Below are 17515 nucleotides of genomic sequence, written 5' to 3'. Positions count from 1 at the left end.
CCCGCCTTCCCTATTGGATTTCTACTAATGCTTCCCCGCGGTTAATGGTGATTAAATCAATCAAAAGAGAAAAGCCTGTTTCCACCTTTCCTGCACCGGCTCCGCTCAACGTCACCGTTCCCAGCAGATCGCATTCATACGCAATGGCATTCGTCGCTCCTCGTATGGAGGCAAGAGGATCGGCTTTATCTACCTTTTCAGGAGCAATCGATGCGATGACTTTCCCATTCTCCTTTTTTGCTTTCGCTATCAGCTTCCAGCACTTCCCTTCCTGTTTCGCTTTTTCAATGTCATCTAAAGTGATTGCTGTAATTCCCTGGCACGATACTTCCTCGACGCTTAAGGGAATATTCATCACATGATTCGATAAAATCACAATCTTGTACCTGGCATCATATCCTTCTACGTCACTGGAAGGATCGGCCTCTGCGTAGCCCAGTGACTGTGCTTGTGTTAAGGCCTCTTCATAGGTAATGCCTTCTTCCTCCATCTTCGTCAAAATGTAATTGGTGGTACCGTTTAAAATCCCTCGTATTTCGGTAATGTCATTCCCTGCAAGAGTAACAACGGGCATTCGTAAGGCCGGGGTTCCGCTCATTACGGTCCCTTCAAATCCCCAGTGCACCCCCTGCTTCTTAGCCATCTCCGCTAATTCCTGGTAAGCTAGAGCAACGGGACCCTTATTCGACATGACCACATTTTTGCCGGTTTCAAAGGCGGCTCTGCAGTGATCAATGGCCGGCTGTCCGGTTTTTACATCGGTATACGAAACTTCCACAATCGTATCTGCGTTCGTTTCCCGAATCGTTTGAAGGCTGTTCCATCCTTTCATGAGGCGAGGGGTATCCGGATAGTTTTCAAGATGGCCCGTCTCTTCCAAAACCTGAAAGATCGTTTCAATATCCAGCCCTTCCGGATCGTAAATAGAGCCTTTCATTAAGTCAGAAATCGCTACAATTTGCGCTTCAAACCCTTCTTCCTTCCTCAGCTCTTCTTTCTTTTTATGCAGAATATCAGCCAGCCCCTGGCCGACAACCCCAAATCCGATAAATGCCAGCTTATGCACCATGTGCCTGCACCTCCACCGTTTTATGATTAAGCACACCGACATCTCCTGATAAAAAGCTGGCCGCTGTTTGAGCAAGGACCGCTGCACCGATCGGCAGGCAACTTTCATCGATATCGAATATCGGTGTATGAAGATCCCGCTTCAGATGATCCTGTAAAGCACAGCCTAAAAAGAATAAAGAAGCTGGGAGCTTTTGTGTGACATAGCCAAAGTCTTCGCCGCCCATACCAAATGGCTTCTTAACAATTTCAAAACCGGGATACATTTCTAAGAGACGATGTTCGATCCACTTGTTTACGACGGGGCTGTTATTTAACGCAGGCTCCCCCTTTGTCACCTTAAATGAGTATTTTCCGCCTAAATGCTCTGCGATCGAAAAAGCCTTCTTTAATTCCGCTTCCAATAAGCTCCGGACTTCCGGTGTATAGCTTCGGATCGTGCCTTCAATAAATACCTCTGTTGGAATGATATTGCTTGCAGAGCCTGCATGTATTTGGCCGATACTGATGACAGCCGGATCAAGGGCTGATACTTTGCGGGCCACTATGCCATGCAGCGCTTGCATAACAGGGCCAAGCATCCAGGTCGGGTCAGTGGCAAGCTCGGGATACGCCCCGTGCCCCCCTGTCCCATAAATCCTGCCTTCAAACACATCAGCACTGGCCATGCTGTACCCATCATGCAGCTGAGCGGCCCCTACCGGAAGCCATGGACACATGTGAAGAGCCATCGCAGCATCTACATCGTCATACACGCCAGCCTGAACCAGATATGGCGAGCCGGATAACCCGTGTTGATCTATACTTTCTTCTGCTGGCTGAAAGACAAATTTGACGGTTCCCCTCAATATCTTCCGTTTAAAGACTTCCGATAAAATGGTGGCTGTCCCCAGCAAAATAGCGGTATGCGCATCATGGCCGCACGCGTGCATCATGCCTTCGTTTCTCGAACGGTAATCAGCGGCGTTTTCTTCCTTGATCGGCAAAGCATCCATATCCGCCCGGATGGCGATAACAGGGCCTTCCCCGGAGCTTAACGTGCCGATTACACTTGTTTCTATTCCTACTCCCGTTTCTACTTTGATCCCATCTATGTTCCGCAAGGCAGCGGCTACAAACTGAGCTGTCCTGAATTCGCGAAAGCTCAGTTCAGGATATCGATGAAACGTGCGACGCCACTCAGTAATCTGAGAAGCTAAACCGCTTGACAGTTCACGAATGAAATGAGTGTTTGCCATGATACTCCTCACCTCCTGGGAAAACTTGTATCTGATTACACCTTTAGTACACTTTCCACATAATTGAATGCCTGCTCAAAATCAGCAATAATATCCTCAGTCTCTTCAATCCCGCAAGACACTCGAATCAGTCCTTCAGGGATGCCCATCGCTGCTCGCTCTTCAGGTGTACATTCCACATGGCTTGTCGTGCGTGCCGGGCCAACAGTTGTTTCCACCGCACCTAAGTTGGCTGCACGGTTTACGTATTGCAGTTTTGGCAGGAGATCTCTTACCGTATCGATCCCCCCCTTAACAGCAAAGCTGAGCATGCCGCCAAAATCTCTCATTTGTTTCCTAGCCACCTCATGGTTGGTGTGAGTAGCCAGTCCCGGATAGAATACATCTTCTACCATGTCTTTTGATTGCAAGTACTCGGCAAGCGCCATCGCATTTTCACACTGCTGGCGGACACGAAGATGAAGTGTTTTCATTCCGCGCAACAGTAAATAAGCGGCCATCGGGTCCATCGTAGCGCCGTTGATTTCCCGGTAGTGATAGATTTGTTCGACTAGCTCTTCAGATCCGCACACGACCCCGCCTAACGCATCTGCGTGACCGCCCAGGAATTTTGTGGCGCTGTGGATCACCAAATCAGCCCCTAATAAGAGCGGGTTTTGGTTCATTGGTGTGGCAAAGGTATTATCAACGATAACCAATGCTCCTGCCTCGTGGCCGGCCTTCGCCATCCGTTCAATATCCGTAATTTTTACCGTGGGATTTGTAGGTGTTTCCAAGTAAAGGATTTTACACCCCTTTGACACTTCTTCTTCAATTTGCTCATGGTTGCCTGTTTCACATAGAACGACTTCGATTTGCTGACGAGGCAAAAACTCGGTGAAAATTTTATTCGTTCCTCCATAGGTATCTTTAATCGAAACAATTCGGTCACCCGGCAGCAAAAAGGTGGATAATGTATTGCTGATAGCGGCCATCCCTGTTGAGAAGCTGGTAGCTGCTTCTGCACTTTCAAGGATTTTGATTTTATCCTCGAATGCTTGCACCGTTGGATTCGTATTGCGGCCATAGATATGCCCTTTTTTCTTTCCAACCGCTACGTCGTACCATTCATCCATATCCTCGTATCCGTAGGCTACACTAAGAACAACGGGCACTTGTGTGGCGCCGTGGACTAAATACTCCTTTTCTCCCGCCCATACCGCTTTTGTTCCTGCTTGAATCTCCTTATTTGTTGTCATACGACCACTCCTTTTTTAGTTATTCAATAACAATCGGCTATTATTTATTTTCAATCCTAGATTCCTCTGCGTCATTTCCCGATAAGCAAACAGGGCAATGGCTGTATCCTGCACCCCCGTTCCAGTTAAATCACAGATCGTCACTTCTTCGTCACTCTCCCGGCCGGCCTGTTTTTTCGAGGTCAGCTGGCCAAGCTCGAAGACAGCTGAACCATTTGTCAGCACGCCCTTTGCGAATGCGTGATGCAGCTCGCCTAAGCGGGCACATTGGGATTTCGTATCACATACGAGTTTATCCGCGCGTGCCAACGCTTCGGCGTCGAGCTCCTGTTTATGTTCAGCGTCGGACCCCATGGCTGTAATATGAAGGCCGGGATGCAGCCAGTCGGCTTTGATCAACGGTTCTTTCGCGGGGGTAGTAGTGACAACGATATCACTTTTCTTCACCACCGCCTCCGCGCTCTCCGCCGCCTCTACCTGAACTTGAAGCTCTTCTGCCATGTCTTCGGCATACTTTTTGGCTTGATCTATAGAGCGTGCGTAGACCAGCACTTTATGAAACTTGCGGACTAGCTTTAGTGCTCGAATCTGGTATCTTGCCTGGCTGCCCGCACCAATCACTCCGACCGTTCGAATGTTCTCTTTAGCAAGATATTTCGCCGCAAGAGCTCCGGCTGCCGCTGTACGGATGTCTGTTAAATAGCCATTGTCTAAAAGGAAAGCTTGCGGCACCCCTGTTTCTGTACTAATCAGCATCATCAACCCATTGCCGCTTGGAAGACCCCGCTGATAGTTGGAAAAGAACCCTGCGGACACTTTAATGGCCAGCATCTCTCTTCCTTTGAGATAAGCTGTCTTTACGTCGATTTCTCCGTTTTGATCATGAACATCCACGCGCATAATAGGCGGCATCACAGCCTCGCTGTTTTCAAGCTTTGTAAAGGCTTCTTCAATCGTATGGATAGTTTCTAAGTTTAAGTGAACATGCTGCCGCAGTTCTTCCTCTGTAAAAATGATCATTGGTTTTATTCATCCCTTTGCATCAAGAGGTTAGTTCGATATGAGCGTATCCTCCTTGATAAATAGTTGTCTCGGAATAGAGGCAAATGTTTCACAGCCGCTTTCGGTTACGCGGAAGGATTCACTCACTTCAAATCCATATCGGTCCAGCCAAATCCCCGGAATCAGATGAAAGGTCATATTTGGCTGTAAAATCGTTTTGTCTCCCTTGCGGATGCTTGCTGTATGCTCCCCCCAATCAGGAGGATAGTTAAGCCCCATAGAGTAGCCTAAACGCGATTCCTTTACAATTCCGCTTTTTTCAATGGTTCTTCTCCATGCTTCTTCAATTTCTTCGCAGGCAATGCCCGGCTTGATCATGTCGAGGCATGCATTGATTCCTTCTACGACTACATCCGAAAGCGTTTGAAATTCTATCGAAGGCTTGCCAATATTGACCGTGCGTGCAAGAGGCGAATGGTAGCGCCTGTAACAGCCGGAAAGCTCCAGGATAACCGTCTCTCCTTTTTTATAGCGTTCATCTGTCCACGTTAAATGGGGAGTAGACGTTTTCTCACCGGATGGCAGTAATGGCACAATCGCTGGGTAGTCACCGCCAAACTCTTCCGTACCGGTAACTTGCGTATGGAATATTTTCGCTGCTACATCACACTCCCGTACGCCCTCGTTAATAAGCCCAATTCCCTCCATCATGGCCCGCTCTACAATAGCGGCCGCACGTTTCATATACTGAATTTCTTTATCGGACTTAATAATACGCACCCAGTTGACGAGTGAGGTAGCATCTATAAATGAGGCATTAGGCAGCCCTTTTTTCAATTGCTCGCAGCACTTGGCTGTGAAATAATAATTGTCCATTTCAATACCGATAGCCCGCCGGTCTTGTCCGATTTGCTTTAAGATGTCAGACACAAAGTCCATGGGATGTTTGGTTTCCGATTGTACGTAATCGTCTGGATAGGGAATAATATTGTCATGGAACAGCCACGTGGTGACTTTGGCTCCATTTGCATCCTGTCCTCTTCCAATCCAGATCGGCTGCTCTTCATCGTCAATGATGAGCAGCATCTGATGTACATAAAACGACCATCCATCGTAGCCAGATAAGTAATTCATATTTGCTGGGTCTGTAATAAGCAATACTTCAATCCCATTTTGAGCCATTCTCTCTTTTGTCCGCTGAATTCTCTCCTTGTACTCCTCTGTTCCAAATAACACCGGAACATCCCTCCTGCCTGCCCGTTTATTGTTTGAATTTTATGAATACTTATCTTGTAATCACATTATAGTAAAACCGTTAACGATCTATCATCTGACAAATTGTATAAACTTTTCAGAAAATAAACTGTCAATTTATCAAAAAAGCTGCCCTGATAGCTTAGCATTCGCTATCAGGGCAGCTTTTTCTAAAGTCTTATGCCATAGTGATCAATTGAATTGAGCTGCTTTAGTTTCATACGGGGCCATTTTCCAAATTTTAATGCTTAACTCTAAAAGAAATAAATCATCCGGGTCAATGAGAGCAAGTCCTGTCAACGATTCTATTTTTCTTAACCGGTACAGTAAAGATTGCCTGTGCAGATTCAAGATTCTAGCCGTCTGGCTTACGTTGCCGTTACACCGGTTATACGTACTAAACGTCTCGATCAAATCCATGTTCCGCTGACTGTCATAGCGGATAAGCGGTTCAATGGTCGACATCACGACTTCTTTCATATTTTCATTGCGGGCAATCTCTAAGAGAACGCGGTCAATTCGTGTATTTTCATACATGGTGCGGTTCCCCGGCCCCTTCTTGCGCCGGCCAATTTCCAGTGCCATTTTTGCATGCTCGTAGCTTTGCTCGAACCCTTTTAAATTCTCCTTATAATCACCTATTCCCCAGGAGATCACCACTTCGGGCAGCAAATTGTTTAAACGCCGTTCAACAAGATCTAAGAAGGCTGAAGCGTTTTCAGTTTTTTGCTCACCTGCGCTTTCCAAAAAAAGAATGATTTGCTCTTCTTGATACGTGATCATTACTTCTCTTTTTAAAGATTGAGCAGCATAGAAAGTTTCTTCTTCCACATAACGAATCATGCTGTCCAGCCAATGGTTAAAAGATTGATAGTCTTGTTTGCGTTTATTAAACAGCTTTTTAAAGTTTTCAGGGTATCCTATAATACAAACATAAGGCAGCTGAATATTGTACCCTAGCAATTTTGCCCGTGAATGGGCTTGGTCCCAAGAGATGAATTCTCCTTTTGCCAGTTCCTGCACAAAATCACTGCGAAGGCGCATTTTTGTTTTTTCAATGGCGTTTTGTCTCGATAACCAAAGGTTGATGGTGGTGACGGCATGTTCCAAAATATTCACCCGATAGGTTGTTAAAAAAGATTGAGCAGAGGGATGAGGAGGAACAGGTAATAGTGCATACAGGTACCCCTGTGGATCGTCCAATACCTGCAAAACGGGCAGCTGAAGAAGGACCTCCCCCTCTACCTCAATTGTTTGAAATTTATGAAACATCGGATCCTGCGTCAAAGGGGCGGCCAGCTCTCTCACTGGAATCACCCCATTCACCACATAGCTTTCCCACTTCTTCACTAATGCAGGTCTTATACTCTTTTTATCCAGCAATACCCCTGCCTGGTCTGTAATCACAACGGGACACCCTACACTGTTTTGAATATAACTGGAAATCTGATCAAGCTCCGCATCTTCCAAAATTAATTTCAGGAGTTCCTGCTGTATCTTCTCTGAGGTCTTTTGCTCTTTCTGCTGAATGGCATTCAGCTCCTGCATAACCTCCTCAATAATATCTGAAAAGCGAATTTCCCATGGTATTTCAATAATGATAAATTGGTTCTCCTCTGCCAGCTCGATGATGTCACTAGGTATATCGAAAATAAATCGGCCTAAAGCGAGAATGAGCGCAGATGCTTCTGACTCGATGACATCTTCCACAAATTGCCTAAGTGAAGAAGGATCCTTCTCACACCCCACGCCTGTGCTTAGTACTACTTCATTTTTTCTTACAAAATTCTCTACGGGCATTTCAATCGCTGATATCCACTGAACACAATGCTCATCCAATACCTCTTTTCCTGCCCGCACCCGCGCCTTCGACATCACACTGAATTTCGAAACATCCTTCACTGTTAACCCCATGTTATCCCCCTTGCCTCTAGGTGTTTGATTTATACTAATCCAACTTCATCCTTCAAATCGCATAAAGTATACCACATTTTCACATAAATTTACATTTAGCTATCCAATTTAACCCAATCGAAAGGACTACAGGGAGAATATCCTTCTCAAAGAAAGGAGGATCATAGGTGTGTCGTCCTTAAACGTAATTTTGAATAATTTTATAAATGAGGGAGAGGTCTACATTTTGACCGCTGATCACCACAGCGACGGCTCCTTCCTGGCGGGGAATTTGATTCGTTAGAAGAGCGGCCACTCCTGTTGCTGCCGCTCCTTCTATGATCATTCGATGTTTGTCCATCATAAATGCCATACTGAGGGCAATATCCTTTTCCGAAATCAGAAGATTGGCATCCATATACCGCTGAACCATCCGAAATGTATGCTTATTATCTAATCCTATGCCGCCTAATAAGCTATCGGCCAGCGTCTCTGATTCTTCTAATTTCACAGGTTTTCCAGCCTTCAGGCTTTCATGCATGACAGCTGATTTCTCCATCGATACACCTGTCACTCTTATGCGAGGATCATTCGATTTTACAGCTAGCCCTATTCCTGACAGCAATCCGCCTCCCGATAAAGGAACAATGATATCTGTTACATCAGGGATGTCCTCCAATATTTCCAGCCCGATGGTTCCTTGACCGCCAATCACATAAGGATCATCAAACGGTTCAATCAATGTTAACCCTTTCTCTTTTTCCAGCTCATAGCACCGCTTGCCCGCCTCATCCTGGCTTTCTCCGTAAATTTCAATTTTGGCGTTTAACCGTTTTAATGAATCTACTTTCGCTTTCGGCACACGATGGGAAATACAAACGACTGCCTCAATTCCAAGCATTCTGGCGACATATGCCACCGCCATGCCATGATTGCCTGTGGAAAACGTCGCTACTCCGCGCTTTTTTTCTTCGTCACTTAAGCTTAGTATTTTATTAGCTGCCCCCCTTACTTTAAATGCGCCGATGTCATGCGTGTTTTCAAGCTTTAAATAAACGGGGCGGCCTGCCAGTTCGGACAAAACAAAAGACTGAATAAGCGGAGTCCGGTTAATGATCCGAGCAATCCTTTTTCTCGCTTCCCATATATGGCGTATGCTCATTTCCTTTTCTATTGACTGAAGATGATTCAATACAATCCCTCCTAAATAAAGCAATAATGTGCTCACACGCATTATATAGTCTCAATTTTCAGACATCAATTGTTAAATATGACTAGGGAGGGGACGGTTTTTTATACATATGGTATGAAACAAGGCTCGGTTAGCTTTTTACTCCCATCAAATAATAGCGGCTCCTTCCGTACATGTTAAAGGAGGGAAGTTGCTCTCGGCCGGATAGGAAACACGAATTCATAGTGAATACATAGTTACTGGGCGGACTCACCCGCTCCCAATAACTCTTAACAAGCCGCAAAGTACTTCCTGCATCAAACATTAAAAATATCCACACAAGGAGGAAGCCAATGAGACTTGCAGCACATGAACTGAATGACTTAAATGAGTTAACGATGAGCTGTGTAAATTCGATCACCAACATGTCCTACATGCTGCAGCATGTACAAGACCCGGAATTTAAAAGCATCCTGGAGCGCCATTTTCCATTCCATATTCGTGATTATAATATGAAGGCTTCTTTTATGAATGAGGCGGAAGGGGGCAAAAAGAGAGTTGAAGCTTTTTAAGGAAGATGGGCATTTGAGTGACTACACTCAATCGTCAATGGCTCAATACTCGCCCGTACAGCCGCGTACGGTTGTAGAGGATTTTAACGACCGGGAAATGGCCACCGCCTATTTACTCACGTTAAAGCGCGCCGGCCGGGAATATGCTTATTCCGCAATGGAAGCCGCAAATCCCGAGCTGCGTTCTTTCCATCAAACGGCTTTCATGATAAGCTGTGCCCATGCTTATGATATGTGGCAGTACATGGTAAAAAAGGGTATTATCCATTAGAACCGGCGGATCCGAAGATGGTGGAGAAAATCGGGGCGATGTATCAAGTTGTGCCTGAGGATCTGGAACAACTTCAGCAGTACCTAAACAATTACCAGGGACAAAACCCAACTGCCGGCGAGAGCGATCAGCTTTATCAATAAAGATTTATAATAGAAAAAATAAATAATGAGAAACGGCACCTGTAGGTTTAGTAGTTGAATCTAACCATTCGGGTGCCGCTTTTATGCCGAATACGTCCATTTAGGTTATTTCTTTCGGTTCATGGCTGCCCAGTAAGTGGCAGCCTCGGCTCCGGTTGCGGCCATGGCTGTCAGAACAGGATGTTTAGAAGCTTTGACATACATGCTTCCCGAACGAATCCACCCTTTATTTGTTCCTCTCTCGTGCAAGCCATACCCGGCACTATATAAAGCGCTCTCTTCCTTCGGCTTAGATGGCCTTTCATCCTGCTGGGTCACATACATCGTCAGCTCCATCCATTTATCCATTAGACGCGGGAAAAGAGAGCCTATCAGCTGCACCGCCCTCGACTGCGAACCGACAAATATATCTCTTTTAGGGTGTTCGGCCGAATAGAGAATGGCTTCCGCCACGGCTTCGGGAGGATAAACCCTCCCTCTATGAGCCGGCTGCTTCTTTAAATAGCTTCTTCCACGCTTGTTCCAAGGCGTATCCACTCTGCTTGGGCGGATGAGTGTGATGGACACAGGCGCCTTCTCCTTCTCCAATTCCGTTCTTATACTTTCCGTCCGTCCATGTACGGCAAATCACATTAATGACAGCTCCCGGCATTCCTCTCTCCTTAAAATGCTGAACGGCCGTCTTCGTCCCGTGCACGACACCCCAAAAGTTGGTTGTAAACAGACGATGTGCGTCTTCGCTGCTTACTTCCATGGCCTGTCCAAATATAAAGCTGCCAGCGTTATTCACCCATGTATCCAAACGCCCGAATGTTTGAATCGCTGTTTCCGCAATCCTGTTGACCTCGTCTTCACGTCCGACATCTGCTTTTACATAGACAGCTGACTGTCCTTTTCCCTTTAGCTCCTGAACTAATTCCTTTAATGCCTCTTCATTTCGTGCAGCGGCAACAACCTTGGCTCCTCTTGCCGCAGCCATTCTGGCGGTCACAAGGCCAATCCCGCTCGATGCCCTGTAATCACGATCACCTGGTCTTTTAGCTTCTTTAAGTTCATGTCTTTCCCCTCCTCTCCTTCTTAGATGCGGTTAGATCGATTTTGCCGAAAATGCCCTGAGGGGTAAATTAAATAATGGATGAAACTAAAAGAGAGAAGATGCCAAAGCCTTCTCTCTTTGTTAGTGTTCCTTCCTGCTGCGCCTTGTGCTTTTGCCGCCATTCCCTTGACGTTTTGCTAACCACTTACCCTGTCGCTCCTCTTCCAAAACGGCAGGAAAGGAGAAGGGCTTCTCTAGGTCTCACAAGCAGGCATAAAAAACACCCTAACGTGAGTTAGGATGTTTTTCTCGATTTCTGATCTTGTAAATATTGGACAGCTCTCGGTATAAGCCTTCTCTCTTTCTGGATGACGTAAAGAACAATCATCAGCCAAACGGCAACAATCACACCGTAGATCATATTCTCCCAGAACGGCTCAATATTCGTGTAGCTGAGGATGGCATTGGTGTTTGTAAAGATCAGCATGCCGCTGACGATAACGGCTAATATCTTGGTCGGCAAGTTCTTGACGATCCAGGCTGCAATCGGTGCGGCAATGACGCCTCCGAGCATAATCGCTCCTGCCCAAAGCCAGTTAATGTTCCCTAGCCCCAGAGAAATGATAAAGCCCAAGGTGGCGGCGGAAGCCACCGCAAATTCACTGGCGCCCACTGTTCCAATAACCTTCCTCGGTTCCATGCCTTTTTGTGACAGCAAAGCAGGCGTGGCGATAGGCCCCCATCCTCCTCCGCCGCTTGCGTCAAAGAATCCGGCCACAAAACCGAGAGGAACATAGAATTTGTTCGTCAGCACCTTGTGTTCTTGTTTGCGTGCGTCCTGCAGAAATAAGAAACGAGTTAAAATGTATAGTCCCAAGCAAAGCAAAAAGATCGACACATATAATCGAACGTATTCACCTGTTAATTGGCTTAAAAAGGTAGCTCCTAAAAAGGCTCCGATGGCTCCGGGGATGATGAGACGCTTTGCCATCTGTTTATCCACATTCCCAAACTTTACATGTGAGACGCCTGAAGCAGCTGTGGTCACTACTTCTGCCATGTGGACCGAAGCAGAAGCGATTGCGGGGGCAACCCCTGCTGTAAGCAAAAGTGTCGTTGACGTGAGTCCGTACCCCATCCCGAGTGCCCCGTCCACCAGCTGAGCTGCAAGCCCAACAAGTGCTAATATGACAAATCGTTCCATGCATCTCCCTCCCTCTTATCTATCTGTTGCGCCAGCCTTCGATTGGAGCTTATGTAGAAAGTCCATCCGCTTTTGTTCATCTTTATAAAAGGCAGGATCTGTTGCTACCTTCAGCAGCCGCCGGCGTACCGCACGGTCACTCTCTACTTTCTTCACCGTTTGTCTGACTTCGTATAGAAAATCAATGTATTCGCCATAAGACTCGTCATACTGCTCCTCCAGCTCATCCCTTAACTGTTTGGCCAGCGTTGGGCTGGCCCCTCCGGTCGATATGCTGATCGTAAAGCGTCCCCTTTGTAATGTCGCTGGTATGGTGCAGTTGCCGAGCTCCTGCTGGCCGGTATGAATAACGAGCTTTCCCATGGCCTTTGCTTTCCGGGCTACTTCGTCGTTCACCTCAGGCGAATTTGTCACAGCGATCACAAGGAAAGCGTCTTGATAGTCTGCCTCTTCTGCTTCCTTTAGCTGAACAGCAACAAGGCCATCTTTCTCCAGCTTTTCTATGTCTGGATGGATCACCGGGCTGACGACACATATGTTTAACCGAAAGCGAAGGAGGTTTTGAATCTTATGCAGGGCGATTTGCCCGCCTCCTATCATAACTATTTTTTCATCTGTTAGATGGAGATTGATCGGAAAGATAAGAACCCCTCCTCTAGCTGTTCGGCTTCCTGAATTCTCTGATGAATAATCTGCCGGATGGCCGGGTGATAGCCGAGACACTTTGTCAGCACCACTGATTCTGCCATCGGCAGGGCTTTAATCTCCTTCTTCATCGAATGAGACAGCATGCCGGTGAACAACAAATACGGAAGCACCCATAGTTTAGACGCCGCTTCCTCCGATAACCGCTTCACTTCATCGGTAAAACGCGGAGAAGCGGCCGCCAAATAACTTATATTCACATCAGTTAAGTTGGTTTTAAGACGGAATAAATTCCGTATAGATACAAAATCAGCCAGCGTTTGCGTATCGCTGCTCCCCCGCCCGACGATTAACACGGAGTCATCGGGTTCAATGGATTCCCCAGTTTCCTCCATCCGCTCAATCAGGATGTCAATCAACGCTTCATGAACGCCAATCGGCTGGGCGTAGTAAAAAGTGACAGCCGGAAATTGACCTTTTACTTTCTTTAATTCATGCGGAATGTCTTTTTTCGCATGGCCTGCGGCAAGCAGTAAAAACGGAAAAACGATAATTTCATCCGCTCCCTGCTCTACACAGCTGGCAACACCTTGAGCAATCGTCGGCTCTGCCAGCTCTAGAAAGCAGGTTTCTTGAATGGGTACATCCACGAACGGTTTGGTCTGCTCAATAAAATGGTACGCTTCTTCTCGGCCTTTCCTTACACGGCTGCCGTGGCAAACATACAGGACGGCTTTCATTGCTCGGCTCCTGCGGCAAGGGCAGCTATTTCTTCTTTCTCCCACTCATTGAACCATTTCAGCTTTTCGCGGAGCTCTACCACTTCTCCAATAATAATCATGCTTGGGTTCGTGATGCCTTCCTGCTTCGCAATGTCTGCAATCGTCGCTAGTGTCCCTGTGACCGTTCTTTGTTCATTTGTCGTCCCCCAGTGGATTAAAGCAGCCGGTGTTTCAGGCGGCTTGCCGTGGGAAAGAAGCTTCTCTTGAATATAGGGCAGGTTCTTCATCCCCATATAAACAGCTAATGTATCAATTCCATTGGCTAAAGCAGACCACTTTAGTTCTTCCTTTTCTCCTTCGCGGCGATGCCCGGTGACAATGGCAAACGAAGCGCTGTGGCCGCGGTGTGTGACCGGAATACCTGCATAAGCTGGAGCGGCGATGCCTGAAGTGATGCCCGGCACGATTTCAAACGCTACGCCATGTTCCGCCAAAAAGGCCGCTTCTTCCCCGCCGCGGCCAAACACGAATGGATCGCCGCCTTTCAGCCGGGTAACCTTTTTGCCTTTCTTCGCATGCTTCACAAGCAGATAATTGATCGTTTCCTGCTGCAGGAAATGATGATCCGGTAATTTTCCGCAGAAAACCAGCTCCGCTTCCGGTTTCGCATAGTTAAGGAGCTCTTCACTGACCAGACGGTCGTATAAAATCACGTCGGCTTCCTGGATTGCTTTTAAACCTTTTACTGTAATGAGATCGGGATCGCCGGGTCCAGCTCCGACTAACCACACTTTTGCCATAACGGACACCTCCACGCTTTCTTTTTCAGACCAGCAGCGGGTACTTCCCGCTGCTGGCTTTCCTTGTCATGATCCTGTTGTTACAGCCACTTGTTTGCTTTCATGTAAGAAATAAGCTGATCCACGCATTCCTCTACGGAAAAGCGGTCGGTTTCCAGTACAAGCTCAGGCTTTTCCGGTGCTTCGTATGGAGAAGAGATACCGGTAAACTCCGGTATTTCTCCTTTTCTTGCCTTTTTGTACAACCCTTTTGGATCGCGGGCTTCACATTCCTCAATCGGGCAGCTGACGAATACTTCCACGAATTCATCCTTACCCAAAAGCTCGCGTACAACGGCGCGGTCTTCCTTGAAAGGAGAGATGAAAGCCGTAAATACAAGCTGGCCGCTGTCTACAAACAGTTTTGCTACCTCGCCGATGCGGCGGATGTTTTCTTTTCGGTCTTCATCAGAAAAGCCGAGGTCTTTATTTAAGCCGTGACGGACATTGTCGCCGTCTAATACATACGTCTGTGCCCCTAGTTCATGCAGTTTTTTGGCCGCTGCATTAGCAACCGTTGATTTGCCGGAACCAGAGAGCCCGGTAAACCAGAAAACCGCACTGTGATGGCCATTTTTTTCTCTTTTCTCTGCTTTTGTCAGGGATTGGTCGTGCCATACGATATTTGTGCTCATGCTTTTCCTCCTCTTACACCGTTTCCTTTTCTCTTAATCCGCGAATGAGGACTTCGATCACTTCTTTGCGGCTGAAGGTAGCCGGCGGCACCTCGCCTGCACGCAGCATTTCACGAACCTTCGTACCGGAAAGAATGACATGGTGCTCCTTATCGTGCGGGCATGTTTTAGCTGAAGCCATGGCTCCGCATTTCTCGCAGTAGAAGCTGTGCTCGAAGAACAGCAACGTAAGGCCGATCTCTTCTTCCGTAAATTGATCAAAAATTCTCTGAGCATCATATGTGCCGTAGTAGCTGCCGACACCTGCGTGGTCACGGCCTACGATAAAATGTGTGCAGCCGTAGTTTTTGCGGACAAGCGCATGGAAGATCGCTTCACGAGGACCTGCATAGCGCATAGCAGCCGGGAATACAGCTAATTTCACACGGTCTTTTGGATAATATTCTTTTAATAAAACCTGATAGCTTTCCATGCGGACATCGGCCGGGATGTCATCAGACTTTGTTTCGCCGACAAGAGGATTTAAAAGCAAGCCGTCTACGGTTTCTAACGCTGTCTTTTGAATATATTCATGAGCGCGGTGTACAGGGTTTCTCGTTTGGAACCCAACGACCTTGTTCCAGCCTTTTTCTTCAAAGATCGCTCTTGTTTCGGCCGGGTCAAAATAAAATTCGGCAAACTGCTTGCGTTCAATGCGGCGGATGAGTGTAATCGGGCCGCCTACGTAAACGGAACCGCGGTCAAACATCTTCTTTACGCCAGGGTGGGCAAGCTCGGTTGTTCTGTATACTTCCTGAGCTTCTGCCTGCTGGTCCGGCTGATAAATTTCTTCAATATCAATCACGCCGTAAGGAATGCCGTCATGAACAAGAAGAGCTGTTTCTCCTTCCTGCAATGCCGCAGCTTTTTCCTCTGTGACCGGAAGAGTAATAGGCAGGCTCCAAACCGTTCCGTCAGCTAGACGAATGTTTTTTACTACAGAGTTATAATCCTTCTGTGTTAAAAAGCCTCTTAACGGGCTGTAAGCACCTGTGCCGATCAGCTCTAAGTCACTTAATGCCGTTTGGTCCAATTCAATTTCTGCTTCAATCGAAGCGATATTGTAATCCGGGTTGAATAATTGTACGAGTTCACCGCCGTGTGGAATACTCTTTGTCATCATTAAAACCTCCTAATTCTATTAAACTTACCAAAATACTCAGTTTTATAGCCAAAAAAATGCGTCACTTAGGTGGTATGTAACCCACATTCCGTTTTGCCGGTGCCTGCCCAGCGGCCTGCACGCATGTCTTCTAGGGAGTAGGCCGGCTTTGTGCATGTCTCGCAGCCGATACTCGGATAGCCTTGGTCATGAAGCGGATTATAGGCTAATTCATGCTTCGTCACGTAGCGCCAGACATCTTTCCATGTCCAGTGGATCAGCGGGCATACCTTAACCTTTTGGAATTTGTGGTCTTGGTTCAAGAAATTCGTGTTCTTTCTCGATTCTGACTGCTCCCTTCTCAGTCCTGAAATCCAGGCAATAGACGGAGAAAGCACTTGTTTGAGCGGCTCAATTTTTCTTAAATCACAGCACTGGTTTGGATTGGTTTTCCATAGATCTTTGCCATACTGAGCCGTCTGCTCTTCAATCGTTAAATCAGGCTGCTGCATGCGAATATTCAGCTCAGGATAAGCGGCTTTTACCTTATCAATGAGTTCATACGTCTCTTTAAAGTGATAGCCAGTGTCTAAAAATACAATTTCTGCATTTGGTTTCACTTTTGAAATTAAGTCAATCAATACGATGCCTTCAATACCAAAGCTGCAGGCATATACAATGTCGTTTTCGTACTCTTCATACGCCCAGCGGAGCGTTTCCAGTGCCCCTTTTGTTTCGCTGTCTTCTGGAAAAAGGGCATGCTGCTCTTCATTCCAATCATGATATGTGATCAAAATCAAACACCTACTTTATTGATAGGATTTAAAGGATATAGATAATACTATCAGAAAATTACTTAAAGTCAAACCCTATTTAAAAAATTTACATATTTTTTTACAATTTTGCGGAGGTTAAAGAGGAAACAACTCGGGTATACTAAAAAAAAGTAGGGTTTTCCCGTTTAAAGGAGGAATTTGATGACCCACAGACGAGTATGTACAGAATGTAACGGCTTAGGCAGAGTTCCTCTAGTCAGAGGATTCCTCAACGGAAAAGTATGCAGGCAGTGTGAAGGTCTCGGTGTATATAGAATGTACCCATTACCGGCTTCTCTGTTAGGTCATTTAAAATAGTAAAAGCAGGTTAAATTTATATAGGGAGAGGTCTTCTGCGGTGAAAGAACAGGATATTATTCTGTATGAAGGAGAGCCATATAAGATTTTGGATATTGATGATGCTGGATACTGTGACATTAAAAGGCTTTCCCCTCCACACCAGGTTGAATTGACCCACATCAAGTATTTAAAGAATTGTCCAGTGGTTTCCCAGCAATAAAAAGACCGGATACTTTTTAAAGTGTACCCTATAGAGTAGACACCAAAAAAAGTCTACCTATAGGGTACTTTTTTGTATAATTAAGAAACACAACTAGAGATAACATGG

Annotated in this window: 18 protein-coding genes and 1 pseudogene; 4 read left to right on the top strand and 15 right to left on the bottom strand. The window is 46.4% G+C overall.

The genetic code is table 11. The features are described 5' to 3' along the window. Nucleotides 1–10 precede the first annotated feature (10 nt). From QY97_RS13400 to eutB, 7 genes are all read right to left on the bottom strand, one after another. A complete protein-coding gene (locus QY97_RS13400) occupies nt 11–1069 on the bottom strand; it encodes a homoserine dehydrogenase (protein ID WP_039237081.1) in 1059 nt (352 codons plus the stop codon). Continuing rightward, nucleotides 1059–2306: a M20 metallopeptidase family protein gene (locus QY97_RS13395; RefSeq protein WP_039237079.1), complete on the bottom strand. Its 1248-nt coding sequence runs from the start codon at nt 2304–2306 to the stop codon at nt 1059–1061. The genes QY97_RS13400 and QY97_RS13395 overlap by 11 nt, the downstream gene beginning before the upstream one ends. A gap of 35 nt (nt 2307–2341) precedes the next feature. Beyond that, entirely contained in the window at nt 2342–3544 is a 1203-nt protein-coding gene (locus QY97_RS13390; protein WP_039237076.1) for a cystathionine gamma-synthase family protein, read from the bottom strand. A 15-nt stretch (nt 3545–3559) separates the two neighbouring features. Beyond that, nucleotides 3560–4564, bottom strand: coding sequence for a cyclodeaminase (locus QY97_RS13385; RefSeq protein WP_039237074.1), 1005 nt, complete (start codon nt 4562–4564; stop codon nt 3560–3562). A 30-nt stretch (nt 4565–4594) separates the two neighbouring features. After that, nucleotides 4595–5782, bottom strand: a complete 1188-nt coding sequence (locus QY97_RS13380; RefSeq protein ID WP_039237072.1) for a M24 family metallopeptidase — start codon at nt 5780–5782, stop codon at nt 4595–4597. Nucleotides 5783–5992: 210 nt separating this feature from the next. Continuing rightward, nucleotides 5993–7714 carry a PucR family transcriptional regulator gene (locus QY97_RS13375; RefSeq protein WP_039237070.1) on the bottom strand — a complete coding sequence of 574 codons (1722 nt, stop codon included), beginning with the start codon at nt 7712–7714 and terminating at the stop codon, nt 5993–5995. A gap of 178 nt (nt 7715–7892) precedes the next feature. Then, nucleotides 7893–8855 (bottom strand): hydroxyectoine utilization dehydratase EutB, encoded by a 963-nt coding sequence (gene eutB, locus QY97_RS13370; protein ID WP_039237111.1) that lies wholly within the window; start codon nt 8853–8855, stop codon nt 7893–7895. A 362-nt stretch (nt 8856–9217) separates the two neighbouring features. Here eutB and QY97_RS20855 point away from each other — a divergent pair, with 362 nt between their 5' ends. Genes QY97_RS20855 through QY97_RS20995 form a run of 3 tightly spaced genes read left to right on the top strand, consistent with a single transcriptional unit; the run spans nt 9218 to nt 9850 of the window. Continuing rightward, the gene (locus QY97_RS20855) at nt 9218–9436 is read left to right on the top strand and encodes a hypothetical protein (RefSeq protein WP_232506308.1); all 219 of its coding nucleotides are present in this window, start codon (nt 9218–9220) and stop codon (nt 9434–9436) included. Further along, a complete protein-coding gene (locus QY97_RS20850) occupies nt 9423–9707 on the top strand; it encodes a spore coat protein (RefSeq protein ID WP_232506306.1) in 285 nt (94 codons plus the stop codon). The genes QY97_RS20855 and QY97_RS20850 overlap by 14 nt, the downstream gene beginning before the upstream one ends. 17 nt (nt 9708–9724) lie before the next feature. Continuing rightward, nucleotides 9725–9850 (top strand): hypothetical protein, encoded by a 126-nt coding sequence (locus QY97_RS20995; RefSeq protein WP_261337363.1) that lies wholly within the window; start codon nt 9725–9727, stop codon nt 9848–9850. Between the two features lie 105 nt (nt 9851–9955). Here QY97_RS20995 and QY97_RS13360 read toward each other — a convergent pair. From QY97_RS13360 to QY97_RS13325, 8 genes and pseudogenes are all read right to left on the bottom strand, one after another. Continuing rightward, nucleotides 9956–10906: pseudogene (locus tag QY97_RS13360) on the bottom strand (SDR family oxidoreductase). 275 nt (nt 10907–11181) lie between these two features. Beyond that, nucleotides 11182–12090, bottom strand: a complete 909-nt coding sequence (locus QY97_RS13355) for a sulfite exporter TauE/SafE family protein (RefSeq protein ID WP_039237068.1) — start codon at nt 12088–12090, stop codon at nt 11182–11184. Nucleotides 12091–12105: 15 nt separating this feature from the next. Then, complete coding sequence (locus QY97_RS13350) at nt 12106–12690, bottom strand: NAD(P)-dependent oxidoreductase (RefSeq protein WP_052717066.1); 585 nt, start codon at nt 12688–12690, stop codon at nt 12106–12108. 17 nt (nt 12691–12707) lie between these two features. Next, the gene (locus QY97_RS13345) at nt 12708–13475 is read right to left on the bottom strand and encodes a sirohydrochlorin chelatase (RefSeq protein ID WP_039237066.1); all 768 of its coding nucleotides are present in this window, start codon (nt 13473–13475) and stop codon (nt 12708–12710) included. Then, nucleotides 13472–14257 (bottom strand): uroporphyrinogen-III C-methyltransferase, encoded by a 786-nt coding sequence (cobA, locus tag QY97_RS13340; protein ID WP_039237064.1) that lies wholly within the window; start codon nt 14255–14257, stop codon nt 13472–13474. Before cobA ends, QY97_RS13345 begins: the two co-directional genes overlap by 4 nt. Nucleotides 14258–14337: 80 nt before the next feature. Further along, the gene (gene cysC, locus QY97_RS13335; RefSeq protein ID WP_039237063.1) at nt 14338–14931 is read right to left on the bottom strand and encodes an adenylyl-sulfate kinase; all 594 of its coding nucleotides are present in this window, start codon (nt 14929–14931) and stop codon (nt 14338–14340) included. 13 nt (nt 14932–14944) lie between these two features. After that, entirely contained in the window at nt 14945–16090 is a 1146-nt protein-coding gene (sat, locus tag QY97_RS13330; protein ID WP_039237060.1) for a sulfate adenylyltransferase, read from the bottom strand. A 68-nt stretch (nt 16091–16158) separates the two neighbouring features. Continuing rightward, nucleotides 16159–16866 carry a phosphoadenylyl-sulfate reductase gene (locus tag QY97_RS13325; protein ID WP_039237057.1) on the bottom strand — a complete coding sequence of 236 codons (708 nt, stop codon included), beginning with the start codon at nt 16864–16866 and terminating at the stop codon, nt 16159–16161. A 379-nt stretch (nt 16867–17245) separates the two neighbouring features. Between QY97_RS13325 and QY97_RS20460 the strand changes: the two genes are divergently transcribed. Beyond that, nucleotides 17246–17407, top strand: a complete 162-nt coding sequence (locus QY97_RS20460; RefSeq protein WP_156994490.1) for a hypothetical protein — start codon at nt 17246–17248, stop codon at nt 17405–17407. Nucleotides 17408–17515 lie beyond the last annotated feature (108 nt).

The sequence above is a fragment of the Bacillus thermotolerans genome (assembly GCF_000812025.2).
Classification (GTDB): Bacteria; Bacillota; Bacilli; order Bacillales; family Domibacillaceae; genus Quasibacillus; species Quasibacillus thermotolerans.
Note: the sequence above shows the minus strand (reverse complement) of the source record. Positions and strands in the feature narration are given on the sequence as shown.